Below are 23,714 nucleotides of genomic sequence, written 5' to 3' on the forward strand. Positions count from 1 at the left end.
AATTTATTTGTTATTATTTTTTAATACGTTGGGGAGCTCAGAGCGGTGAAATCCATTAAAAGATTCACTGTTGGTCGCAGCAGAGGAGGGCAATGGACAGACTACAGAACTAGAACCCAAAGAGGATGCACCGTCGACCCTTATTGTCTGGCCACTGATATAATTGGCAGCCCGGCTGATTAAAAAGCTTAGTACTGAGCTTATTTCGGCTTCGGTGGCAACGCGTTTAAGCGGTACATGGTTTTTAAGGCTGAGGATCATCGCTTTCATCGACTCATCATAAGTATCAAATCCACTGGAATTAACCCAACCCGGCGCTACGGCATTAACCCGGACACCGTATTGGCCCCATTCCCAGGCCTGTGTTTTTGTAAGATTTTCGACTCCGGCCCGGGCGGCGCCTGAATGCCCCATATTCGGCATACCATTTAAATTATCCGCGGTAATATTAACGATGGCACCACCATTGGCTTTCATGCTTTGACGAAATACTTCTCGGGAGATTAAAAATCCGCCGGTTAAATTATTTGCAACCACAGCTTCGAAGCCTTTTTTGGAAATATTTTCCATTTTGGCAGGGAACTGGCCACCGGCATTATTGACTAGGCCGTGAATGACACCGTGTTTTGCAATTAGTCTACTTATACAGGCACGTACTTCGTCTTCATCTCGAATATCCAGTGCATAGGTATCCACTAAATCATTATCCTGGCTGATCTCAGCTGCAACGTTATCTAACTTGGTCTGGGTTCGGCCAACTAAAATGACTTTCGCGCCTAAGCTTGCCATTTCATGGGCAGTACAGCGGCCAATACCACTACCACCGCCGGTGATTATGATGGTTTGGCCACTAAATATATTTGCTGCTAATGTAGATTGATAAGTCATAATGGTTTCTTTGTATTTAAATTTTATAAGAATATTTCTCTGGCTTCTTTTGGCGTAGCAATAGTGCGCCCTGCTGCCTCGGCATAGTTAACTAAGGTTTCAATTAGCTGGCCGTTACCGCTGGTACGACTTCCGTCTGGTAAATAAAAGGTATCTTCGACTCCTGTACGTAAGTGGCCACCCAATTCTGCTGTTTTGCGATGAACAGGCCAGATCTCTTCTCGGCCAATTAACGTGGTTTGCCAGTGTGCTCCTGGCTTTAGATATTTCATCAACAATTCAAGCAAGTCAGCATCAACCGGCATACCCGAGTTAACCCCCATGACTAAGTTGTAATCTAACCTGTTAACAATGCCGACTTCCTGAAACATGCCAACAGCACGGACAATTCCGACATCAAAACATTCAAACTCGGCACGGGTTCCGGTTTCTTTCATCACTGCCAGAAGTTCTTCAATTTTATCTACCGGATTCTCAAACAACATAGGTGGCCAGGCCCAACTGCCATTTGATCTTACTTTAAGGTAATTAAGGCTACCGGCATTACAGGCTGCTATTTCTGGTTTGCCGCTGCGGATACAGTTAATAGGGCCTTGTTGATCGCGTTTAATGGTACCTGTGGTGTAATTGATGATCACATCAGGACAAGCTTCGCGAATAGCATTTGACATTTCCAGCGCCACTTCAGGATCCCAACACATCAAGTGTCCTTTGCCTTCTTCTTGTTGACGAAAATGAATATGCATACAGCTTGCACCGGCATCGTATGCTTGTTTCGCGGAAGCTGCCATTTGTGCAGGAGTTACGGGAACAGGGTGCTGTTTTGGGTCTGTTAATACACCAGTTAATGAACATGTGATGACTGCTTTATCAGACATTTTTAATCTCCAAAAAATATGATTAATGTGATTTCGATTTGAATTAATTAAACCAAGCAAGCGCTTGGTTGTCAATGATAATAAAAAATTATTATCAAAAATTTCTATTTAGGCTTTAACTAAACATATCATCAACTTTTTGATTGCTATTAACGCCAATTTATTGAATAGTAATAAAGCAAGCAAGCGCTTGGTGTGCGATTAAGGTTAAATAATAATTCTCAAACAGCAGTAATTATCATTTGGCAGAAAAACTTAGGACTGGAGCCGTATGATTGAAAATTATAAATACTGTGATGAGGTTCAGCTAATTGAAGCTGATTCAGCGAAAGGCCGCCTGGTTAATGTTGCTGCAAAGTTATTTAATCAAAAAGGTTATGCCAGAACGACCGTCAGAGATATAGCCTCTGAGTTAGGGATTTTATCTGGTAGCTTGTTTCATCACTTCCCCAATAAAGAAGCAATCCTCTGCATAGCTATGGCAGAAGCCATATTGAAAGCGAGCAAATTTATGGAGCTTGCTATGGAAGGTACAACGGATGCTAAACAGCAACTCAGAATATTAATTCATTGTGAAATTACCGCCTTGCATGATGAAAATGACCCAGGTTTTCAGTTAATGATCCCTGAATGGCGTTCACTCAATGCTGATAATCGAGCTTGCATCTTATCGCTTCGACAACGCTATGAAGCAAGATGGCACAAAGTCCTTGAAAGTTTACAGCAACAAAGTGTTGTTAATGCTGAAGCACGGGTACTGAGACATTTTATCCGTGGAGCATTGCTGGAAACTTGTAATTGGTACAAGCCTAGCGGAACACTCTCTCAGAAGGAGTTATCTGACCGGCTATTTGAAAGTATAATTCATCAGCAATAACGTACAGTTAATAATAAATAATAAATAATAAAAAAATCATGAGGAAACACCGATGTCGATAGAAATACAGCAACCACTGGAGCGTTTGTACTATTGGGAAGCAAACAAACCTGAAGAAATATATTTAAAGCAGTCATATAAAGGCGAGTTTATTGAATTTACGTGGGGAGAAGTTGCTCGCCGTGCTCGTCAATTAGCGGCATATCTGCTTGAATTAAACTATCCAGTTGGTAGCCGTATTGCTATTTATTCCCAAAATAGCCCTGATTGGTTTATTGCGGATTTTGCCATAATGATGAGTGGTCATGTGAGTGTGCCGCTATATACCGGGCAGTCAATGCAATCGATGCAATATGTATTAAATCATAGTGACTGTCAGCTTATACTTCTTGGCCAGGCAGATTCACCACAAACCATTAATAAAACTTTGTCGGGCATGGATATTAAACGAGTTGCTTTAATGGGATGTGAAACACAATGTGATGTTTGCTTAGTAGACATTGTTGAAAACTATCAACCAATTCCTGATAGCCCCCTACCAAGTCTTAACGCACTTTATTCACTCATGTATACCTCAGGTACCACCGGTAATCCGAAAGGTGTTATGCATCATTTTGACAATGTCTCTTTGGCAGTAACTTACATGGCTGAAGACTTTAAACTGACTGAAAAATCCAGGTTTTTTTCATACCTGCCTTTGTCGCATACAGCAGAGCGTGTGCTGGTATTACTTTATAGTCTGTATACCGGTGGCACGGTTGCTTTTCCTGAATCTATGGAGACATTTAATAGCGACCTGAAACGTGCAAAACCGACATTCTTTTTCTCGGTACCAAGATTATGGCAAAAATTTAAAGAGGCGATAGAGAGCAAAATATCGCCAGAAGCCATGGAGACGATGCTTAATGATCCCGATCAAAATAAAGTCGAGGGATTTAAGCAACAAATCCGCACACAGTTGGGGTTAGATTGTGCCGATATTATCATTACCGGCTCTTCGCCAACCCCTTTAGAATTACAATTGTGGTATCAAAATTTAGGCATGGCACTTAAAAATGGCTATGGCATGACAGAAAACTGTATTCATGGCTGTATCTGTCTCGATAATAACCCGGTAGCAGGAACCGTCGGAAAACCTTTTAACGGTTGTGAAGTAAAAATAGGCGCGGATAACGAAATTTTATTTAAGAGTAAGGCCTTGATGAAAGGCTATTACCTGGAGCCGGAAAGAACGGCCGAAGTGTTACGTGATGGTTATTACCATACCGGCGATACCGGTATGGTTGATGAACAGGGGTTGTTACACGTTACCGGGCGTTTAAGTGAAGTCTTTAAAACCACCAAGGGCAAATTCGTTAAGCCGACAAATATTGAAAATATCTTGGGTAATATCAATTGTTTAGGGCAAATGTGTGTTATTGGACATGGTTTAGATTCGCCATTTTTATTAGCGGGTTTATCTGAACTGGGTAAAGACATGGACAAGCAGAGCGTTACCCTAATGATCGAGGCAAAACTTCAGGAGCTTAACCCGCAACTGGAATCTTTTGAGCGGGTTAAGCAGGTATTATTAGTCAAAGATGAGTGGACAATTGAAAATGAGCTATTAACGCCAACGATGAAATTGCGCCGAAATTCAATTTCAGCACGCTATATATCAATTGTGAATGCCTTACCGGCGGATCAGGGCGTAAATTGGCAGTAACTTTTAATCATTAAATGAGTTCACCTTACTTCAAAGATTTTTAACATCAAACAAACATAATAAAGAAGAGAATATCTTATGATACCAAGAACCCTATTTGATTCAGATATGGAACTATTTCGCGACACAGTACGTAAATTCCTTGTTAAGGAAGCTACTCCTCGACACGAAAGCTGGGAAGCGCAAAAATTTGTCGATAGAGATTTTTGGCAAAAAGCTGGAGAACAGGGCATGTTATGCCCACAATTACCTGAACAATATGGTGGTTTTGGCGTTGATTATCGTTACAACTGCATTGTGGATGAGGAGATTGGCCGTGCAGGTTTAAGTGGTTTAATTGGCTTTTTGATGCATTCAAACATCGTATGTGAATATATCCTCAATTACGGTAATGAACAGCAAAAACAAAAATACCTGGCTCAAATGGTCAGTGGTGAGGCCATAGGTGCGCTTGCCATGAGTGAACCCGGTGCTGGTTCAGATGTAAAATCAATAAAAACGACGGCAGTTGATCATGGCGAATATTATTTGCTCAATGGTTCAAAAACCTTTATTACCAATGGTTTTTGCTCTGATATCATCGTAGTTGCGGTTAAAACGGATCCTGAGGCAGGTTCACGTGGTGTTAGCCTGTTCATTGTCGAAGCGGGTATGGCCGGCTTTGAAAAAGGCCAGAAATTACATAAAGCCGGCTCGCATGCTTGTGATACCGCAGAGTTGTTTTTCCAGGACGTTAAAGTGCCAAAAGAAAACTTGTTAGGAGAAGAGGGTAAAGGCTTTTATTATCTGATGAACGATTTGGCACAAGAACGTTTGGCAATTGCGGTGAATGGTCAGGCCGTTGCTGAATCTGTTCTTGAACAAACCATTGAATATGTGCAAGAACGCAAAGCCTTTGGCAAAGAAGTTGCCAGTTTTCAAAATACCCGTTTCAAAATTGCCGAAATGGACACTGAACTTTCGGTAGCCCGTGTCTATTTGGATAGATGTATAGAGTTACACTTGCAAAAGCAACTCTGTGGTACTGAAGCTGCCAAACTTAAGTTACATATTACCGACTTGCAATGCAAAGTACTTGATGAATGTGTGCAACTTCATGGTGGCTACGGTTATATGTGGGAATACCCGGTTACTCGGGCCTGGGCAGATTCGCGTGCGCAGCGTATCTATGCAGGCTCTAATGAAATTATGAAAGAAATAATCTCTCGTGAAATCTTTAGTCGATAATTGTTTTAACTTTCAGCTTTACTTTGATACTGCTTGCATGGACGTAGGCAGTACCGTCTAACACCTTAAAGCTTAGTTCTAAATATTAAACAGTTCCTGGCGATATTTAGAAGGAGATTTACCACTCCAGCCTTTAAATGCGTTAGTAAAGTTGCCTGGGTCTTTGAAATTAAGGATAAAGGCAATATCTTCGATTTTGATATCGGTTGATTTAAGGTACTCTTTGGCGAGATCAAACCTGACTTGCTGGACGATATTATTAAAGCCATTGCCTTCGTCAGTTAATCGCCGACGTAATGTACGCGAAGAGATGTTAAAACTGCGTGCAACCACCTCTATGCTCGGTAGACTCCCTTGCGAGTTTAATAATAGCTCCTTTACTTTTTGAGTCATGCCACCGAAGCTGGCTAAGTTTTTATCTTGCTGCGCACAACGTTCTGAACAAAGCTTATAAGTCTCGTCATTACTGTTTGGTAATGGTGCAGTCACTCGTTCATTTTTTATGAATACTTGATAACAATCACCGCTAATATCGATCGGGCAGCCATAAAATTCTTGATACTTGTTAATATTAGCGGAAAAACTTTGCGGAAAGACGAGTCGGGCGATGGTATCTCGTCGACCTGTTATTTTATCTAAACAGACCTTATAAGAGGCAAGATCCCGGTCAGCCAGAACTTGTAGGCAGTCAGAATAATCATAGAACGGCGTAGCCTCTATAATGGTATGTTCGTCGTCAACGGTTATTTTATACTGAAAATAAGAATAAGTAAGTGCGATGTATTTTACCGCATCTTTCATCGCCGCTTGCAACGATGGCGCACTCAATAGGGTAAACCCCCAAATGCCATAACGCGGTAAAGTATATTCCTGACCTAATGCCAGCCCCAGATAGGGATCTTCCGTTAGTTTCAGTAAATATCGATAAAACTCTAATTCTTCTTTTATACAGATCCTGTTGTCATTTTCGTATATAACAAAAGGGTCGAAACCCACTTTCTTTAGTGTGGTCTCTATTGAAATGCCGCGCTTTTCAAGGAATTCACGCAATATCTCCAAGCTTCGCACTGAATGTGTTAATTGTGACATTCTATTCATATTTATTGTCCGTGCAAAGAATACATAATCTAGGTCTATAAAATATCAATAATTAGGTGCTCCTACAACAGTATAACTCACGACTTGTCCGAAAAACGCAATTTAATGACCGCTTTCACTATTCGAACTTTAATCTCTTTGCGCTATTTTTGTCATCGAATTAAAAGAAGCTGCCGATAAGTCGGTGATAAATACAAAGGAAACAAGATGAGTCAACAAACAAGAGTTTTAATATATGGTGCCAGCGGTTATACCGGTAAGTTAGTTGCAGAGCAATTAGCTAAGCGTAATATTCCATTTTATATGGCTGGTCGAACTCAGGCTAAATTAGAAAAAGCCATTACCGTTGTCGATGCTCGTTTAGAAGAGCAGGGCTTAAACGTTCGTTGTAAAGCCGAAGTCGCTGTTGCCCAGAATACTCTTGAAGAGTTGGTGCCATTGTTTCAAAAAGTAGATGTGGTGATCAACGTCGCGGGACCATTTATGCAAGTAGCATGGCCAATTGTAGAAGCGGCATTAGAAGCTAATTGTCATTACCTTGATACAACAGGTGAGCAAGATTGGACCGACGCGATTCGTGCTAAGTTTGGCAATGAGTATGAAGAAAAAGGTTTATTGTTAAGCCCGGCTAACTCTTACATGTGGGCTGCAGGTGCATTAGCAGCTGAAGTGGTACTTGAAACTGAGGGTGTAGACTCTTTGGACATTTGCTACCAAATTGATAACGGTTTACCGTCTGAAGCATCAACTAAGTCATTCTTACGTATGGTTTGTAATGGCGTATCACAGTATTACTTAGAGCAAAATGAATATGTAGCCTGGCCTAATGATGTAAAACATATGGTAGCCGTGCCACATCGCAATGCATTACTGGGCGCTCATCCATGGGGTGGTGCGTGTGAACCAATTTGGTTTAAAGATGATCCACGAGTTCGCAACTGCAAAGTATTAACCGCAATTGGTGAGCAATTAATCGATCCTGTTATTGCAGGAATTAAGGCATATAACGAACAAGCTGCACATTTACCCGCCGCTGAACGTGAAGCATGGACCAACGCCTTAGGTGATTCAATGATGGCTTATGAGCCAGAAAAAGATTGTTTAGATGTGCAGCGTAGTGTTATCACTTGTTACGGTCAGGGACGTCAGGTTACTACTTCTTTATCTTTAAACTTATCAGCTCCTTATACTTGGACGGGTGATATTTGTGCTGAAGGCGCAGAGCGTTTATTAAACGGTCAGTTGAAAAAAGCCGGCTTCCAGTCAGCAGCACAAGCCTTTGGTCACCGAGAATTATTAACTAGGTTCCATGAACTTGGTTTCTGTAGCTTACCTGCGTAAGGCAAACATTATGAAAATGAATTGTTATATTGCTGGTGTAGGTATGACCAAATTTGGTAAACACCTAGAAACGCCACTGAAAACATTAGCCGGTCAAGCCATTACAGCAGCTATTAAAGACTCGGGTCTAACTCAAGAAGATTTAGATGCAGCTTACATGGGGAATGCAGCCGGTGGCGTTGTTCAAGGCCAAGAAATGATCAGTGGTCAAGTCGCTTTACGTGAATTGGGCATTGGTAAAATACCTGTGATAAACGTAGAAAATGCCTGTGCAACGTCATCTACAGCATTTAATCAAGCGTGTACGATGATTACTGCCGGTATTTATGATGTTGTTCTCGTGTGTGGTTTTGAAAAACTTGTACACCAAGATAAAGCACGCAGTTTTGCCGCCTTTGATGGTGCTGTTGATATTGAAAATGCAAATGGCATGAAGGGGACATTACAAAAACTTGCTGATAAAGCCGGTGAAGAATTAGATCCTAATGCGGGTATTACCCGCTCGGTATTTATGGATATCTATTCGTTAATGTCCATTGCCCACATGAAAAACTATGGCACAACGCAAGCACAAATAGCTGCAGTAACGGCGAAAAACTCATATCACGGTAGTTTAAATCCACGCGCCCAATTTCAACAAGAAGTATCAGTAGATGATGTACTTGAATCTAGAGACATTATTTCCCCGCTTACACTGCCTATGTGTTCTCCATTAGGGGATGGCGCTGCCGCACTCGTACTGGTCAGTGAGAAAAAAGCGAAACAAATGGCATTGGCGAAACCGATAAAAGTTTTATCGTCGGTATTAATGTCTGGTGATGATTCACTTGAAGATGTTAGTGGCACTGCTGCAAAGGTAGCTTATACAGAAGCAAACATAACGCCATCCGATTTAGATTTAGTCGAGCTGCATGATGCCTCTGCTTTTTCAGAAATATCTGGCTATGAGTATCTAGGTTTATGTGAAAAAGGCCAAGGCGGTAAATTAATTGAGTCTGGCGATACTAAATTAGGTGGTCGTATTCCGGTCAATGTATCGGGCGGTTTATTACGTAAAGGTCACCCAATTGGTGCCACAGGTGCCGCACAAATTGTTGAGTTAACTGAACAGTTACGTGGTCAATCTGGATTGCGTCAAGTTAACAATGCCAAAGTGGGGCTTGCCCATAATGGTGGTGGCTTAATTGGTGTAGATGCTGCAGCGGCAGTTATCAGCATATTAGCTGCGGAGTAAGCAAGATGAGCGATTTAAATATATTAGCAAACCGAATTTATGACTGGACGCAAAAGCAGCCAGACTTGGATGTATTAACGTTTGTTGCAATCAATAGTCAAAAACAGATTGTTGATGAAACCCGCACTTATCAGCAACTTTGGGATAATGGCCAAAAGTTAGCTGCTCAATTGAAACAACAAGGCTTAGAAAAAGGCGATAGCTTTGGCATCATCATGGCGAATCACCCTGAGTTTGTTGAGTTAATGGTTGCTTCATCGATTCTAGGGACGACATTCGTACCGATTGATCCACGCACTAAGGGCGACAAACTGAAGTACATGCTTGACTATGCAGAGTGTAAAGGTGCCGTTGTTGCCAATTATTCTATGGATAATGTTAACCAGGCTTGGCAAGGACGTGATAACTGGATCATCTCACTAAATGATGCAACATCGGTATTGACCGCAACCAATGAAGTACCAGATTTTGCTGTAGAAAGTGATGATCCATTGGCGCCTATGCAGCTGCTTTATACCTCAGGTACCACAGGCGATCCAAAAGCGATTAAATCATCGCATATCAAATTTGCCACGGGAGCATCCGTTGCAGCTGTTTTAGGCATAACTCAAGCTGACCGCCCTTATACTGGCTTATCTCTTACTCATGCTAATGCGCAAATTGTCACCCTTGGTGCAGTACTTACCTTAGGGTTACGTGGTGTGATAAGCATTAAATTTTCTAAATCACGCTTATGGGATATTACCCGACAATACGGTTGTACCTGGTTTAATTTATTGGGCGGTATGACAACGGCTATCTATGCCGACCTACCAAAAGATAATGATGCCGATAACCCGGTACGAATTATTTTAAGTGCGGGCATGCCAAAAGCGATTTGGGCTGACTTTGAACAACGCTTTGATGTAAAACTTACTGAGTTTTATGGGGCTGCAGAAGGTGGGTTAACCTTTAATCCAGCTGGTGCAGGACCAATAGGCAGCTGTGGTAAGTCACCTCAAAATTTAGAAATGAAAATACTAAATAAAGATGATACTGAGTGCGCCGCAGGCGAGCCAGGGCAAATCTGTTTTAAAAATGCAGATGGTACCACACCGGTTGTTGAATACTTTAAAAACCCAGAAGCATCATTGAAGAAAACCCAAGGCGGCTGGTTACGTATGGGCGATATTGGTCATGTTGATGAAAATGGTTGGTTGTATTTTCATTACCGAGATGGCGGTGGAATTCGTAAAAATGGGGACTTTATTAACCCTGCTTTTATTGAAAAAGCGCTATCTGAACTTGATGCTGTCTATGATGTTTTCGTTTATGGCGTATTAAATAATACCGGTGGTGTTGGTGAAAAAGATGTGGTTGCTGCACTTGTGTTGAATAACGAACATGAGTTCAACGCTGACAGTATTTTTGATTACTGTAAAGAAAAACTGGAAACCAGTTTTGTGCCGAGCTTTTTACAAATCGTTGATCAAATACCGAAAACGGCCTCAGAAAAACCACAAGAACGCTTTTTGTTAGATGCCTTTGATGAAAATGCCGACAACATTTACTGTCAACCAGTAATTGCGTAAGAGGGGCTATATATGAAAACGGTTTTTATTACAGGAGCAGGCGCCGGTATCGGACAGGAAACTGCTCGCATGTTTGCTAAGCAAGGTTGGTTTGTTGGCTTGTACGACATTAACATCGATGCGGTTCAAGCACTACATCAAGAAATTGGTGAAAGTAACAGTTGTTTTGGTCATTGTGATGTGACTGAATTTGGTTCAATCGAACAAGCTATCAGTGAATTTTCACAGCATAGCAATGGCACCATGCATGCGTTTATAAATAACGCCGGTGTGTTGTTTGGCGGTGAATTTATCGATGTACCAATGGTGCAACATGAGCTAACCATTGATATTAATATCAAAGGCTTAACTTACTGTTCTAAAGCAGCCTTTGAGCTATTAAAAGCAACGCCAAACAGCCGATTAATCAATTTATGCTCAGTATCAAGTTTGCATGGTATTCCGTCGTTAAGTACGTATAGCTCAAGTAAGTTTTACGTAAAAGGTTTCACTGAAGCGTTAAGTATTGAATGGCAACAACATGATATTCAAGTCTCTTCGGTTATGCCTTCGTTTGTAAAAACCGGCATGCTGCAAGGTGTACCGCCGCAATTAATGGAAAAATTAGGGGTATCACAAAGCCCACAAAATATAGCCAACGAAATCTACAGCATGACAGATAGCTCAATGATCCATAGGGTTGTTTCCCTCAAGGGAAAACTGATCCGGTTATTAGTAAATATTTGCAGTGATAAAATCAATCGTACTCTGTTTCGTTATATTTCAGGCTACAACACCAAATAAAATTTGAATGGAGAAAGTAATGTCAAATTATATAGATTTACCTATGAGTGGCCTTGAGGGGCCATTAACAGAAATGGAACAAGCGGTTCAAGATATGTGTCACCGTTTTGCCGTTGAAGAAATTCGCCCTATTGCCGTTAAAGTAGACGAAATGTCTGCGCAAGAGGCTGTTGCAGCAGATTCACCAGTTTGGAACATGCTTAAAAAATCAAAAGAGTTAGGTCTAAGTATATCTGCCATGATGGAACTTGAACCAAATGAACGCTCCCGCTTAATGTTGATCGCATGTGAAGAATTAGCGTGGGGTGATGTTGGTCTTGCAGGTATGATTTTAGTTAATCAAATGCCAGCATTGTATAGTGCGCTCGCAGGTCGAATGGATATGGTTGAGTATTGTGATGGCAAGTTGGGCTGTTGGGGGATTACTGAACCGGATCATGGTAGTGATATGTTAGATCCAGTTAATGCAAATGTTGCTGATAATGGAAAATATGGCCGCGCGAACTGTATAGCCCGTATTGAAGGCGATAAAGTGATCATTAACGGTCAAAAGTCAGCCTGGGTATCGGGCTCGATGACAGCTGAAGTATGTGCATTGTATTGCCACGTAGAACAAAATGGTGAAATAAAGCCTGGGGTGACGGTGATTGTACCGCTTAATGCACAGGGTGTTACACGAGGTAAACCACTTGATAAAGTTGGTTTTAGAGGCCTAAATCAAGGCGAACTTTATTTTGATAATGTTGAGTTACCAATAGAGCATATGATCATCGGTCCTGAAGATTATGCTCATCAGGTTTATGAAACACTGGCTGAAGCAAATGTGCACGTTGGTAATATGGCTGTAGGTATTGCTCGCGCTGCGTATGAACACGCTCTTGAATATGCTCACGAACGTATCGCTGGTGGACAAGTGATCATTAAACATCAAACAGTAAAATATCGTTTATTTCATATGTTCCGTAAGATTGAATGCGCGCGCGCTATGGTTAGACGTGCTGGTGAATATAATGCCACAGCACCATCTGCTGCTTTACAAGGCTCTATTGCTGCAAAAGTAACAGCAACTCAAACTGCGTTTGAAGTAGCCAGTGATGCCTTGCAAATTTTTGGTGGTAATGGGGTTACCAAAGAATACCCAATGGAAAAACTATTACGTGACGCCAGAGCTTCAATGATTGCTGATGGTTGTAATGAGTTTCTTGCGCTTAAAGGTGGGTCTTTACTAATCAACCCTGATTTAGTGAATTAATATCCTTGTGGAGGGAGTAATCCCTCCATTATAGCAGGGGATAGTCTCCCCTTTATCGGTTACATAACAATAGTTAAAAACTAAATGAGAAGAACTTATGAGTGAGAGATTAATAAATAAAGTTGTCTTGGTTACTGGTGGTGGCTCAGGTATTGGCGAAGCCATTTGCATGCAATTTTCGAATAATGGTGCTGTTGTCGTAGTATCTGATGTTAACGAACACAGCGCGGAAAAAGTTGCCTGTACAATCAGAAATAATGGCGGTAAAGCCACGGCGTTAAAACTGGATGTTAGCTGTGAAGATAACTGGGATGTAGTAATAGCCCAAATCAAAATCCAACAAGGTAAACTTGATGTATTAGTTAATAATGCTGGCATTGGTTTGCCGGGGAATGTTGAAGATCAATCCATGGAAGACTGGCAACTTACTGAAAAAATAAACGTACACGGTGTATTTTTAGGCATGCAAAAATCAATTGCCATGATGAAAGTCAATGGTGGCGGTAATATTATTAATATTTCATCGATTGATGGTTTAGTCGGCGATGCTATGGCAATTGCTTACAACGCATCAAAAGGGTCGGTTCGCTTAATGACTAAATCGGCCGCTTTACATTGTGCGAAAAAACAATATGGCATTAGAGTAAATTCGGTTCACCCTGGTTATATTCTTACCCCATTAGTTCAGGAGCAGATGCTTGAAGCCGAACCAGCCTGGCGTGACGAGTATATTGAACAAAAAGTATCAAGAGTGCCAATGGGACAAATGGGGCAGCCTGATGATATCGCTCATGGCTGTGTTTATCTTGCCTCTGATGAAGCAAAATATGTTACTGGAGCAGAAATAGTTATTGATGGTGGCTTTACTGCTACTTAATATTCAATGATGTTTTACGATAGAGTTAATACCGTTAGTATTTAAACGTGCTAAGCGAAGGACCTTTGCCTAGCACTAGCTGTGATTGATAAATTTTTCCCGATATTCGGTTATCACTTGCTTAATTATTTCTTGTAACCAAACATACATTGGCTGTGCAACATCACGTTGATTAAAATACAAAGCAACAGACAACTCTGGAATTGGAAATTTCCAATTTATAGAGTTTTTAATAATATCGGAAGGGCGCGTACTTGCAGCAAACTCCATAGTGAGCATCAATAAATCACTGTGTTGCAGCATTTTAAATATTGTCGGAATATGCTCAGAGCGAAGTTGATAATGAAAACCATAATTTTTAATTGTTTCAGCCAATAGAGTCTGATACTCATTCAGTTCTGGTACTACCATGCCTGCTAAGGATGCAGAACTAAGTACATCTGGGGTTAACTCTTTCATCTGTAGTGGATGACCGTTACGCATTAATATTACCGGCCTATCTTTGAATATGGCAATTTGTCTAATGTTTTGCCCTACAGGCAAAGGAAAATGATTAATACCTATATTAATCTCACCTTGTTCTAACGCTGGGATTGTACCACTAGACCATTGCACCAATTGCACTAATGCTTGTGGACACTGTTTATTTAACGCAAAAACAATATTTGTGCCTAAGGCATCGATTAAAGCACCTGATACCGCTATTTGAATCTTTCCTTTAAACAATTCTGGTTGAAATGTTTGTTCTGGAAAAAAATTATTTTCCATGTCTTGCAAGATCTTAGGCAGTGTCAGTGCTATTTGTTGTGCTCGGGGAGTTGGCTCTAACGAAGATCCTTTACGGACAAAGAGGGGGTCTTCAAGTTGATCTCGCATACGCTGCATTGCTCTACTTACACCAGATTGAGTCATGCGAAGTTTTTTTGCTGCCAAAGTAAGGTTTTGTGTTTGGTAAACTTCTGAAAAGATTTTGAGTAAGTTTAAATCAAAATTATTCAAAGGTGAATCTTGCATGGTTTCTACGCTCCGAATATAAGAGATATTGACGTATTTCATTATACTACCATGACTGACAGTCATAATCATTATGCGTATTCTTTTAGATTGCTATCAATATAATGACATCTAAGTTTAATATTTATATTGGCTTTGATTAAAGCCTTAATGATTTAGTAAGGAACAGAAGATGAACAAATTAGCATTGATAACAATGACTTTATGTATGTCAGCAGTAAGTATGATGCCTGCTACAAGTATGGCATTAGAATACTCTGAATTAACCACAAACGAAAAAATGGTACATCGTCGTGCAGTAGAAACGGCAGTGTGGGCGATGCCGCTGTTGAATTATAAGACTATGCGCGATGCTCATTTAGAAGGCGCGGGTTTAGATTATAACGACGTTGGCTACTACTCAAAAATTCAAACCTGGCGTACACAAGTAACCACGCCAAACAATACTACACCATATATATTTATCAGTTGGCAACTTAACCAAGGGCCAGTTGTTATTGAAATACCAGCATCGAGTAAAGATGTGAAAGTGTTTGGTACATTAATGGACTCTTGGCAACGCCCGCTTGATGATGTTGGTGTTTTAGGACGAGATGGGGGACGTGGGGCAAAATATCTTATGGTACCGCCTAATTATCAGGGTAAGATCCCAACAGGTTACATTATGCTAGAACAGGCAACTAATATTGGTTACACCGCATTAAGACCTATTATTGCTGATGCCAGTGCAGAAAGTTTAAAGGAAGCTGAAGCTTGGACTAAACAAATTAACGTTTATCCATTAGCCCAGGCAGCCAATCCGCGTAAAACAAAACATATTGATTTACACGAAAAATTCATTGATGGCATTGTTGAGTTCAATGCCGAAATGTTTGAAAATATCCACAGCATCATTCAAGAAGAAGTGGTTGAAGAAAAAGATTTAGCCATTATGGGACAGCTTAAAGGCATTGGCATTGAAAAAGGTGAAAAGTATCAAGTTAACGCTCGAAAGCTTGAGATATTTCAAGATGCTGCGGAACAAGCGCAAGAGTATTTAAAAGATCAGTTGTTTAATGTTAATACTTCAAAATTTTATGGTGACCAACGTCAGTGGCGTAATTTAGCACCAAAAGCGGGTTTACAAACAATATTTAGTTGGCTTTATCCTAATCATTTGGCTTTAGATGCACGCGCATCAACATATTATTCAGCATTTACCAGTGTTAAAAACTTTGGAGCAGCGACGTATTACTTAATGGATTCTTATGATAGCAATGGCCAAGCATTAGATGGCGGTAAAAATTACCAAATGACCATTCCTGCTGATGTACCAGTAAAACATTTTTGGTCAGTGTTAGCTCATGATGCAGATACAGCAGGTTGGTTTAAACATCAACCGAAAGCCGGTGTGGCTTCATCTGATAAAGGCCTAGTAGAAAATGAAGATGGAACTGTAGATATTTATTTTGGTCCACAAGCACCTAAAGGTAAAGAGGCGAACTGGGTACCGACTACAGCAGAAAAAAATTACTTTTTGTTATTCCGTTTCTACGGTCCGACAAAAGAAGTGTTTATTAAAAACTGGAAATTAAATGACTTGGTAATGATGGATTAATCGTCAGCAAGTTTGTCATTAATAACCATAGGCAGAATTAATTAAGTGTCATGTACCCAAATAGGGTGCATGACACTTTGGGGTTTGTATTACTTGCAGACTAAATCAAGTGTTTATCAGCAAAGTTCACCATCATATTTAACGCCCGTTTGCTTTCAGGTAACCAAGTAAACAACGGATGTACATGCGGCATGTTATTCCAAATGACTAGTTGTGAATCTGTTCCCGCCTTATTAGCTTTGTCATTGGCACGAACCGAATTGTTTAACAGTAATTCGGTTGAACCAACATGAAATTGCATTGCTGGCAATCCATGTAAATCGTTGAGCAACGGCGATACTAATTTATTATCTCCTCCAATCGCTGCTGTGGTGTAATTTAGTGTTAATGTTTTTAACGCATCTATTGTAAATACGGAGTCTTTGCCACTATTTTCAGCCATTAATTCAAAGCCTGACGTTGATACATCGGTTGCTGGCGAAATTAAAATAGCTGCAGCTGGTGCTGGTAAATTTTGATCGCGAATTTGGATTAATGTGGTTAAGGTCAAATTGCCGCCAGCGGAATCTCCGGAAATTATGATGTTTTTCGCTTGATAACCTATCTTTAACAACTGTTTATACACGTTTAAGCAGTCGTCAATGCCGGCAGGGAATGGATGCTCCGGCGCTAACCGATAATTTGGCATAAAGGCATTTGCGTTTAAATCCTGGGCTAATTTACCGACAAAATGTTCATAGGTTTTTGGTAAATGAATGCAAAACCCGCCACCATGAAAGTACAAAAGAATCCGTTCGTTAGTACTGGTTGTTTCCAGGTAACTGCAAGGTACATTTGCCAGGTTTCTTGTTGAAAACTGTTCTGGGTTTTGTTGATTTAATGTTTGTGAGTCAGAATTTTTGGCCTTTGTTGATTTGTGCTTAGCCGCCAGTTTATCAAAATATTTTACTCCAGAACGAGAGGCTTTAACATCCAGCTCTTCTTTGGTTACTTTGCTGATCAGCGGTTTTAGTATTCGCTTTAGTAATACCGAATTAAGCAATTTTGCTTGCCAGCTGATTTTATCATTAATAAATATAATCTTTGATTTATCGTTCGCATCTATTGCTGCATTAGATACTTTTTGTGAAGACGTTATGTTTAGTTCAGGCATTAGATTCCTAACGGTGACAATGTTTTTTAATAAATTTTCCGATCTTTTTGATCGCTACACGACCTTCTGGCAGGCCCACTGCTGCGATGTGCCAACAACTTGGAACATCAGACCAAACTTCAAGAATTACCTCAACATTATGTTTCACCAGCGTTTCTGCCAGGCGCCTGGAATCATCGGCTAGCATTTCATCATTTGCTACTTGCAATAATACCGGGGGTAAATGTTCCAGTGATGTATTTAATGGGTCAATCAGAGCTTCTTGATCAGCATCAGTAGCTAAAAATAAATTTATACCACGTTCAAATACATTTAATTGATTTACACAATCTAGCTCTTGATTACTGAGTAGCGATGCTGATGTAAGACTTAAATCATAAAGTCCAGATATGCCTATAAATGCGTCGGGTAGGGGGGTGCTTAATTGTTTAAGTTGCAACATCAACTGTAATGCTAAATAAGCACCGGCTTGATCACCACCTAATACAATTGGTTTAATCGTATTTGGATTATTTATAAGTTCAATCCAAACATTGAGTAAATCTTCTACCGCTGCTGAATTGGAGTGCTCTGGTGCTAATCGATAATTAGGAACAACCATGTCGAATAATTGTTCTTTGGCTATTTCGCAAGTTACACCACGATGACTCAACGCTGAGCCCATGGCGAAACAACCGCCATGAACGTACAAAAAAGTGCCATTTAATCGCTTTGTATTATGTTTAATACGTTCACAATTAACGCCAGAAACAACTTGCGTTTCCACTTGCAACGAATTACAGGGCGTTGGCATATAATTATTGATCACAGTATCAAGTTCTTGTCGTGCCGCAGCCAAGGTTAATTCTGGTGTGAATTTAGGCTTGTAGCAATGACGAAGAAATTTCTTCAATAAATAATTTTGTACGCTCAAGTTAATTTCCTTAATTATTAATAAGATGAACCTTAATTATTAACATTCTTCTTAATTTACCTATAGATTAACTGTTGCTGGTAGTCAGCGTTGCTTGTTCATTATTTTGTTGAGCAAGATAAGGTTGATATAAATTCTCTATGGCGGCTTCTAAACGTTCATAACTTCTGTTTAAACAATCAATAAAGTATTTAGGCTCTTCAATTATTTCCGCGCATGATGACACTGAAATATTTAATGTTCCGTTGTAACTAACAACAGCAAAGAAAGCGCCAATGCCATCCATAATCGGGGCTATACCGGTAAAGTTGGTCATTTTAGCGCCCAACATATTCATCTGCATTTGAGGACCAGGTACATTACTGATGATTATATTGCCAAGTGCATTAGGCACTAAATTGGCTATGGTGCTTTTACCTGATAGCAATGATAAATAACTCAGTAATGCAGGTGGTAAACTTTTGGCCAACTCTGACACATTTTCAGGGCCAATTTTCTTTTGGTCATTTTTTTTATTTGTCGACGACTTATTTACCGCAACTAAAGCTTCTAAAGGATCGGCAATATGGATTGGGATCTCAAGGGACATGATATTCACTTCATTACCTGCGTCAGATTGTTGTTGCTGAGTTCGAGTACTTTGCGGCGCTAAAGCTTTGATATAGTCTTGAGGTGTTTCGTTTTTATATTCTAGATATTCTCTAATACCACCACTTATGATGCTACAAGCCAAATCATTAAGCGTGCAAGACGGTAATACCTTTTGCATTTTCTTTAGTTTGCTTAGTTCAAAACCGGTATATCCCCAGACTCTATCTTGCGAAATTGGCTTTGCAAACCGAGTAGGTTGTGGTGCAGATAATCGATCGGTGATTGAATCTACTGCATGACTCATCAGCTTCACACCAAGTTGTGGCCCAACTTTGGTTAATGGTTGTAGCATTTTTATTGATTGGTTAAGGTTGCTTGAAATAATTCGTGTTGCCATGCCGAATAAGCCGCCGACTTCAATAACTTCTGGTTTTGGTAAGACAACTGGCTCCCCTAAGGGTTTTAAACCATGGATTTTTGCTGTCAAATCCATCGCAGTCATCCCATCTGCAATGGCATGATGTAATTTTATCGCTATTGCAAATGCATTTTTAGGCAATGTTTTAATATTAATACCACTAACAATTTGGGCATCCCATAACGGTCGTTCAGTATCAATTTTTGCGTATTGGTATTGATTGGTAACTTTTGAAAGTTCTTTCATGCAGGTTGAATTTTGCATTTGGTAATGCTTAATATGATCCCTGGCATGAAAATCTTGTTGCTCAACCAAATATGGATTGTCTAAATCTAACGGTGTACGGTAAAGTTTGCCACACATGACCGGTATGGTTTTCATAATTTGATCAAGATATTCAACGATTAAATCGAGTGAGAAGGTACCATTAGGTAACCCACTAGGATCGTAAAAATAAACCGCTGTTATACCTGCGCTGGTTTCTGCGTTTTCGATATCAAGAAATAATCTATCTACACTGTGTAATTGTCTTGGCATTATGGCCTCCCTGTTAATTAAATTAATTTTCGTTTTGTTATTCTTAAATGAATAATCTTGATTTTCGATTAGAGTGTTGTGCATTAGGCGGTTAATATTTCATCAAAATATGAGCGCATTTGCTCTGCCATATACGGTTGTATCAAGCTGATTGTTTGCGATACGCCAAGATCAACTAGCTTGTCACTGGATTGATTTAAATCTGAATTTTTGCTGATTGACTTTTGCTTGTTTATATAGATGTAAGCATAATCAAACCATTGAGTTAGTGTTAAATGAATACTTGTTGAAAGCAGAGCTGATTGTTGTGAATTTAACTGCACTAATCCTTGTTTTTGCAGGTATTTGCAAAAGTTGTCTATAGCCAGACGAGTGGCTTTTAATAGTTGATTAAATGGTCTGTTTAGCTCAGGGTAGCGATTAATTGCGAAACTGGCATCTCGAAAAATGAAACGATATTTAGACATTAATTGAAATGTTAAATTTAAAATCAACCAAATTTCTTGTGGGCTTTTAATGTGGCGTTCGCTGGACTCTACAAATGCGGAAAAATCATTTTTAAAGCAATCGTATAGAGCAATGATAATCTCACCTTTACTTTTAAAGTGGTAGTAAAGGTTTCCTGGGCTTATATCCAAAATGTCGGCAATATGGTTCGTTGAGATCTGACCTATACCTTCTTCTGAGAAAGCATCTAGGCTTGCCAGTAATATCCTATCTTTAGTTTTCAAACTGATGAGCCTTTGTCTTCATTTACAGATTATTTACAATGACTAAATTATACTCAGCTAACCTTCAGTTCTGTTTTCTTGAACCGCCAATTAATGTTCCTGACACCATTAGTTTTTGGCGATGAATAGACTGCTATGCCTGGAATAGAACGCAATATTAAGTGTGAAAGTGACAGTGTTAACTAACGAAGTGCTTAGGGTTGATACATGTGTTTTAACGATGGAAGAATACACTCTCTTTTAGAGGTCAGCGTGATTAGTAAACTCGTTTACAATATTGCTAGATATTGAGCGAATTAAAGTCGCTGAGGGTTTGGCAAAGTAAAAACCTTGTCCATATAAAATACCAGCTTTTCTACATAATATTGCTATTTCTCTTGATTCTATTCCTTCCGCCAACAATGTACAGTTAGCGCCTATAGACCAGTTGGAAAATGTTGATAAAAATGTAGACACTTTTTCTTCATGGATACGTTCAATTAGTTTTTTATCTATTTTTATGATGACAGGAGAAAAGTCAATAATACTCACAAGTCTTGAATAGCCGACGCCTAAGTCATCTAAGGCATATTTGAAATCAATTGAATTAAGAATATTGCTGATCTCTTCACTGTTTAGGATCAATTCTCCTTTTTCACTAATTTCAATAATGAGTTTGTTTAAAAATGTAGTGTTTTTATACTTTTCCAGCATGCGGATAATATTTTTAGATTTTATATCTGCCACTTCAAAGTTAACCGTTATGAATTGATTTTCTAGTAAAAATTTTTCTTGTTCAGCCGCTATTTCTATAATTTTTTGAGTTAAACGATTTGAACCATTTGGTTCATTAATGATAAAAGGTAACCAATTTATTGTTGGCAGTAGTTTTCCATTTTTAAAATTTCTCGCTAGGGTTTCGTAACCGACAATGTCGGCGTTTATGAGAGATACAATAGGCTGAAAAAACGCGGTTACATTATCTAGTGCTGTTTCACTTTGAAGCCACGTTAAAGCAGGTTCTAGTTCTGAAAAAAGGAAGAAATTAGTCGCTGAATTTACATGTTTATGTTGGCTTATAACGGGTGTTAAAATTGCAACTTTTAAGTAAACCCCGATTCTGATAAGTTCGGTGTTTTTCGTTAAGAGCAGATGAAATAACGGGTCTATGTCTACATCGTCTGAATTTTTTGAATTTAAAACAATGAGTAAATTAACATGCGACAGTTTCTCTACAAACGAGCATATTTTATCTACATGCACCTCTATAGATTCTAATGAAGCATCAGCATCTAAATGCATTTCAATAAATTTTTCATGAATTTTTATTGTTTGAGAAGATGTATCGCTCATTTTATTATCACTATTCCATTGTGGCTTTATCGACGACAATGTTAAGTAAATCACTTATTTAGCTAAAATCAAGGAATGAAGCAGAATATATGATAAACAATAAACCTTAGCGAGGGTTTGTATGTTTATTATTGAGGTCAATTACCCCTACATTGAAATAGCAGGAATATTTGAAATAAAAAAAGCCCTCGAAAGGGCTTGGGGATAGGGCAATTAATTCCCTTAAACGTGTTCTTTACCAAGCAGCAAAAATTATTATCAGCACTTACTGACATATTTTAAGTTGCTTGGTTTTTTGCCGCTTCTACGTTGGTTTTAAATTCGATTTTTAACTTTTATCGACCCATACGACGAAGAGCTGAAGTGGTGAATTGTTTACGTTTTACTTTAATTCCCCATTCCATGAATTTAGGTTCTTCGTTTGCTAGACCGGTTACAACATAACGGCCAGAATCTAAATCGAAATTTACTTCTGTTGCTAACCAGCTAGCATCAACATCATAGAATTGAATTGGATGAGCTTCTGCTACACGCCATAATTCGCCCCGACCATCATATTTGTCAATAACAGATGCTTGCCATGTATCTTCATCAAAATGGAACACTCGTTTCGCATAAATATGACGCTCACCTTCTTTTAAAGTGGCTTCAACTTGCCAAACACGGTGAAGTTCATAGCGAAGAACATCGGGATTCATGTGACCTTGATCAACAATGTCATCATAAGATAATTCAGTGTTTAATAATGAATAACTGTTATATGGAATATACATTTCTTTTTTGCCAACTAGTTTCCACTCGTAGCGGTCTGGTGAGCCATTATACATATCATAATCGTCAGTTACGCGTAACCCTTCGATACCAGTGGCTGGCCCGTCGTAGGCTACATTTGGCGCACGACGTACACGACGCTGACCACTGTTATACATCCAAGCACGACGAGCATCTTTCACTTGATCAATGGTGTCATGAACCATTAATGCGGTACCAGTGTAAATTGAAGGAGCAGTAAATTGTTGTAAGAAATAGAACAATATATTGTCATCTTTTTTCTCATCACGTCCACCAACTAAAAATTCTGGCCATACTAAGGTATCGTTGGCAACAATCGGCACAAATGAACCATCTTTTTGTACTGGTATTGCTGTGTTATAACGCTTGGCTGCACCACCTCGGTAGCGAGTAAGATGATTCCAAACAACTTCAATACCGTTTGATGGAATTGCAAATGGAATACTCGTGTCAAAATTAGTTAAGCCATTACCACCCGATACTAATTCAGCTGTAGTCGCATTTAGTTTTATGCTGTCGTAAACCTTTTGTGGCATAGCTGCTGTACGGTGCGATTTATATATCGGCATTTTAAAAGTAGGATGCTTTTTAAATAACGCTACTTGACCTGCCGATAAGTTTTCCTTGTATTGCTCAACATTTTCATTGGTAATGGTGAATAATGGTTTCTCACTAGGAAACGGATGTTCTGGTCTGCCAGAGTCTTTGCTTTTCAAGTTACCCTTAGAGTTTAAACCGCCAGTCCATGCTGGAATTGAACCATCGCTATTGGCTTTTTGTACTGCGCCCATAGGCGTTAATTCTTTGCCTAACTTTGCCGCTTGTTCAACAGACACTTTTGCCATTGATTGACTGGCAAAAAGAGAAAGTAGCAAAATACTTGCACTTGTGAATTTATTTTTCAT

The 23,714-nt window shown here is 39.5% G+C and carries 20 protein-coding genes; 10 read left to right on the forward strand and 10 right to left on the reverse strand.

The window, feature by feature from the left end; translation table 11 throughout:
* Nucleotides 1-3: 3 nt before the first annotated feature.
* Together RGQ13_RS09575 and RGQ13_RS09580 are read right to left on the reverse strand one after the other, a co-directional pair.
* Nucleotides 4-888 (reverse strand): SDR family oxidoreductase, encoded by an 885-nt coding sequence (locus RGQ13_RS09575; RefSeq protein ID WP_348393328.1) that lies wholly within the window; start codon nt 886-888, stop codon nt 4-6.
* 23 nt (nt 889-911) lie between these two features.
* On the reverse strand, nt 912-1,766 hold the full coding sequence (locus RGQ13_RS09580) for a BKACE family enzyme (RefSeq protein WP_348393329.1): 855 nt from the start codon (nt 1,764-1,766) through the stop codon (nt 912-914).
* A gap of 271 nt (nt 1,767-2,037) precedes the next feature.
* On the opposite strand from RGQ13_RS09580, the gene RGQ13_RS09585 reads away from it, so the two are divergent.
* The 3 genes from RGQ13_RS09585 (at nt 2,038) to RGQ13_RS09595 (ending at nt 5,575) form a co-directional block, all read left to right on the forward strand.
* Nucleotides 2,038-2,643, forward strand: a complete 606-nt coding sequence (locus RGQ13_RS09585; protein ID WP_348393330.1) for a TetR/AcrR family transcriptional regulator — start codon at nt 2,038-2,040, stop codon at nt 2,641-2,643.
* 52 nt (nt 2,644-2,695) lie between these two features.
* A complete protein-coding gene (locus tag RGQ13_RS09590; protein ID WP_348393331.1) occupies nt 2,696-4,348 on the forward strand; it encodes an AMP-binding protein in 1,653 nt (550 codons plus the stop codon).
* 78 nt (nt 4,349-4,426) lie between these two features.
* Nucleotides 4,427-5,575 (forward strand): acyl-CoA dehydrogenase family protein, encoded by a 1,149-nt coding sequence (locus RGQ13_RS09595; RefSeq protein WP_348393332.1) that lies wholly within the window; start codon nt 4,427-4,429, stop codon nt 5,573-5,575.
* 78 nt (nt 5,576-5,653) lie between these two features.
* Here the strand turns inward: RGQ13_RS09595 and RGQ13_RS09600 are convergent, their stop codons facing one another.
* Nucleotides 5,654-6,673 (reverse strand): helix-turn-helix domain-containing protein, encoded by a 1,020-nt coding sequence (locus tag RGQ13_RS09600; RefSeq protein ID WP_348393333.1) that lies wholly within the window; start codon nt 6,671-6,673, stop codon nt 5,654-5,656.
* A 207-nt stretch (nt 6,674-6,880) separates the two neighbouring features.
* Between RGQ13_RS09600 and RGQ13_RS09605 the strand changes: the two genes are divergently transcribed.
* The 6 genes from RGQ13_RS09605 to RGQ13_RS09630 all read left to right on the forward strand — a co-directional run bounded on the left by RGQ13_RS09605 (nt 6,881) and on the right by RGQ13_RS09630 (nt 13,731).
* Nucleotides 6,881-8,014 (forward strand): saccharopine dehydrogenase family protein, encoded by a 1,134-nt coding sequence (locus tag RGQ13_RS09605; RefSeq protein ID WP_348393334.1) that lies wholly within the window; start codon nt 6,881-6,883, stop codon nt 8,012-8,014.
* A 10-nt stretch (nt 8,015-8,024) separates the two neighbouring features.
* Nucleotides 8,025-9,248, forward strand: a complete 1,224-nt coding sequence (locus RGQ13_RS09610; RefSeq protein ID WP_348393335.1) for a thiolase family protein — start codon at nt 8,025-8,027, stop codon at nt 9,246-9,248.
* Nucleotides 9,249-9,253: 5 nt separating this feature from the next.
* Nucleotides 9,254-10,819 carry an AMP-binding protein gene (locus RGQ13_RS09615; RefSeq protein ID WP_348393336.1) on the forward strand — a complete coding sequence of 522 codons (1,566 nt, stop codon included), beginning with the start codon at nt 9,254-9,256 and terminating at the stop codon, nt 10,817-10,819.
* Nucleotides 10,820-10,831: 12 nt separating this feature from the next.
* The gene (locus tag RGQ13_RS09620; protein WP_348393337.1) at nt 10,832-11,602 is read left to right on the forward strand and encodes an SDR family oxidoreductase; all 771 of its coding nucleotides are present in this window, start codon (nt 10,832-10,834) and stop codon (nt 11,600-11,602) included.
* 19 nt (nt 11,603-11,621) lie between these two features.
* Nucleotides 11,622-12,854, forward strand: coding sequence for an acyl-CoA dehydrogenase family protein (locus tag RGQ13_RS09625; RefSeq protein WP_348393338.1), 1,233 nt, complete (start codon nt 11,622-11,624; stop codon nt 12,852-12,854).
* 97 nt (nt 12,855-12,951) lie between these two features.
* On the forward strand, nt 12,952-13,731 hold the full coding sequence (locus RGQ13_RS09630; RefSeq protein ID WP_348393339.1) for a glucose 1-dehydrogenase: 780 nt from the start codon (nt 12,952-12,954) through the stop codon (nt 13,729-13,731).
* Between the two features lie 75 nt (nt 13,732-13,806).
* On the opposite strand, the gene RGQ13_RS09635 is transcribed toward RGQ13_RS09630, so the two are convergent.
* Entirely contained in the window at nt 13,807-14,787 is a 981-nt protein-coding gene (locus RGQ13_RS09635; RefSeq protein WP_348393340.1) for a LysR family transcriptional regulator, read from the reverse strand.
* A 130-nt stretch (nt 14,788-14,917) separates the two neighbouring features.
* Between RGQ13_RS09635 and RGQ13_RS09640 the strand changes: the two genes are divergently transcribed.
* Nucleotides 14,918-16,342, forward strand: a complete 1,425-nt coding sequence (locus tag RGQ13_RS09640) for a DUF1214 domain-containing protein (protein ID WP_348393341.1) — start codon at nt 14,918-14,920, stop codon at nt 16,340-16,342.
* Nucleotides 16,343-16,442: 100 nt separating this feature from the next.
* On the opposite strand, the gene RGQ13_RS09645 is transcribed toward RGQ13_RS09640, so the two are convergent.
* From RGQ13_RS09645 to RGQ13_RS09670, 6 genes are all read right to left on the reverse strand, one after another.
* Nucleotides 16,443-17,495, reverse strand: a complete 1,053-nt coding sequence (locus tag RGQ13_RS09645; RefSeq protein WP_348393342.1) for an alpha/beta hydrolase — start codon at nt 17,493-17,495, stop codon at nt 16,443-16,445.
* A 7-nt stretch (nt 17,496-17,502) separates the two neighbouring features.
* Nucleotides 17,503-18,408 (reverse strand): alpha/beta hydrolase, encoded by a 906-nt coding sequence (locus RGQ13_RS09650; protein WP_348393343.1) that lies wholly within the window; start codon nt 18,406-18,408, stop codon nt 17,503-17,505.
* Between the two features lie 67 nt (nt 18,409-18,475).
* Nucleotides 18,476-19,954, reverse strand: a complete 1,479-nt coding sequence (locus RGQ13_RS09655) for a wax ester/triacylglycerol synthase domain-containing protein (RefSeq protein WP_348393344.1) — start codon at nt 19,952-19,954, stop codon at nt 18,476-18,478.
* A gap of 83 nt (nt 19,955-20,037) precedes the next feature.
* A complete protein-coding gene (locus tag RGQ13_RS09660) occupies nt 20,038-20,685 on the reverse strand; it encodes a TetR/AcrR family transcriptional regulator (protein ID WP_348393345.1) in 648 nt (215 codons plus the stop codon).
* Between the two features lie 240 nt (nt 20,686-20,925).
* Entirely contained in the window at nt 20,926-22,017 is a 1,092-nt protein-coding gene (locus RGQ13_RS09665; protein ID WP_348393346.1) for an EAL domain-containing protein, read from the reverse strand.
* Between the two features lie 335 nt (nt 22,018-22,352).
* Nucleotides 22,353-23,714: a DUF1329 domain-containing protein gene (locus RGQ13_RS09670; RefSeq protein ID WP_348393347.1), complete on the reverse strand. Its 1,362-nt coding sequence runs from the start codon at nt 23,712-23,714 to the stop codon at nt 22,353-22,355.

This window comes from Thalassotalea psychrophila (assembly GCF_031583595.1).
GTDB lineage: Bacteria > Pseudomonadota > Gammaproteobacteria > Enterobacterales > Alteromonadaceae > Thalassotalea_A > Thalassotalea_A psychrophila.

Excerpts from the sequence above, each read along its gene's own strand:
- RGQ13_RS09670 (WP_348393347.1), bottom strand. The coding sequence starts at position 23,714 with ATGAAAAATAAATTCACAAGTGCAAGTATTTTGCTACTTTCTCTTTTT.
- RGQ13_RS09655 (WP_348393344.1), bottom strand. The coding sequence starts at position 19,954 with ATGCCAAGACAATTACACAGTGTAGATAGATTATTTCTTGATATCGAA.
- RGQ13_RS09575 (WP_348393328.1), bottom strand. The coding sequence starts at position 888 with ATGACTTATCAATCTACATTAGCAGCAAATATATTTAGTGGCCAAACC.
- RGQ13_RS09630 (WP_348393339.1), top strand. The coding sequence starts at position 12,952 with ATGAGTGAGAGATTAATAAATAAAGTTGTCTTGGTTACTGGTGGTGGC.
- RGQ13_RS09640 (WP_348393341.1), top strand. The coding sequence starts at position 14,918 with ATGAACAAATTAGCATTGATAACAATGACTTTATGTATGTCAGCAGTA.
- RGQ13_RS09610 (WP_348393335.1), top strand. The coding sequence starts at position 8,025 with ATGAAAATGAATTGTTATATTGCTGGTGTAGGTATGACCAAATTTGGT.
- RGQ13_RS09605 (WP_348393334.1), top strand. The coding sequence starts at position 6,881 with ATGAGTCAACAAACAAGAGTTTTAATATATGGTGCCAGCGGTTATACC.
- RGQ13_RS09645 (WP_348393342.1), bottom strand. The coding sequence starts at position 17,495 with ATGCCTGAACTAAACATAACGTCTTCACAAAAAGTATCTAATGCAGCA.
- RGQ13_RS09625 (WP_348393338.1), top strand. The coding sequence starts at position 11,622 with ATGTCAAATTATATAGATTTACCTATGAGTGGCCTTGAGGGGCCATTA.
- RGQ13_RS09615 (WP_348393336.1), top strand. The coding sequence starts at position 9,254 with ATGAGCGATTTAAATATATTAGCAAACCGAATTTATGACTGGACGCAA.
- RGQ13_RS09620 (WP_348393337.1), top strand. The coding sequence starts at position 10,832 with ATGAAAACGGTTTTTATTACAGGAGCAGGCGCCGGTATCGGACAGGAA.
- RGQ13_RS09665 (WP_348393346.1), bottom strand. The coding sequence starts at position 22,017 with ATGAGCGATACATCTTCTCAAACAATAAAAATTCATGAAAAATTTATT.
- RGQ13_RS09600 (WP_348393333.1), bottom strand. The coding sequence starts at position 6,673 with ATGAATAGAATGTCACAATTAACACATTCAGTGCGAAGCTTGGAGATA.
- RGQ13_RS09595 (WP_348393332.1), top strand. The coding sequence starts at position 4,427 with ATGATACCAAGAACCCTATTTGATTCAGATATGGAACTATTTCGCGAC.
- RGQ13_RS09635 (WP_348393340.1), bottom strand. The coding sequence starts at position 14,787 with ATGAAATACGTCAATATCTCTTATATTCGGAGCGTAGAAACCATGCAA.
- RGQ13_RS09585 (WP_348393330.1), top strand. The coding sequence starts at position 2,038 with ATGATTGAAAATTATAAATACTGTGATGAGGTTCAGCTAATTGAAGCT.
- RGQ13_RS09590 (WP_348393331.1), top strand. The coding sequence starts at position 2,696 with ATGTCGATAGAAATACAGCAACCACTGGAGCGTTTGTACTATTGGGAA.
- RGQ13_RS09580 (WP_348393329.1), bottom strand. The coding sequence starts at position 1,766 with ATGTCTGATAAAGCAGTCATCACATGTTCATTAACTGGTGTATTAACA.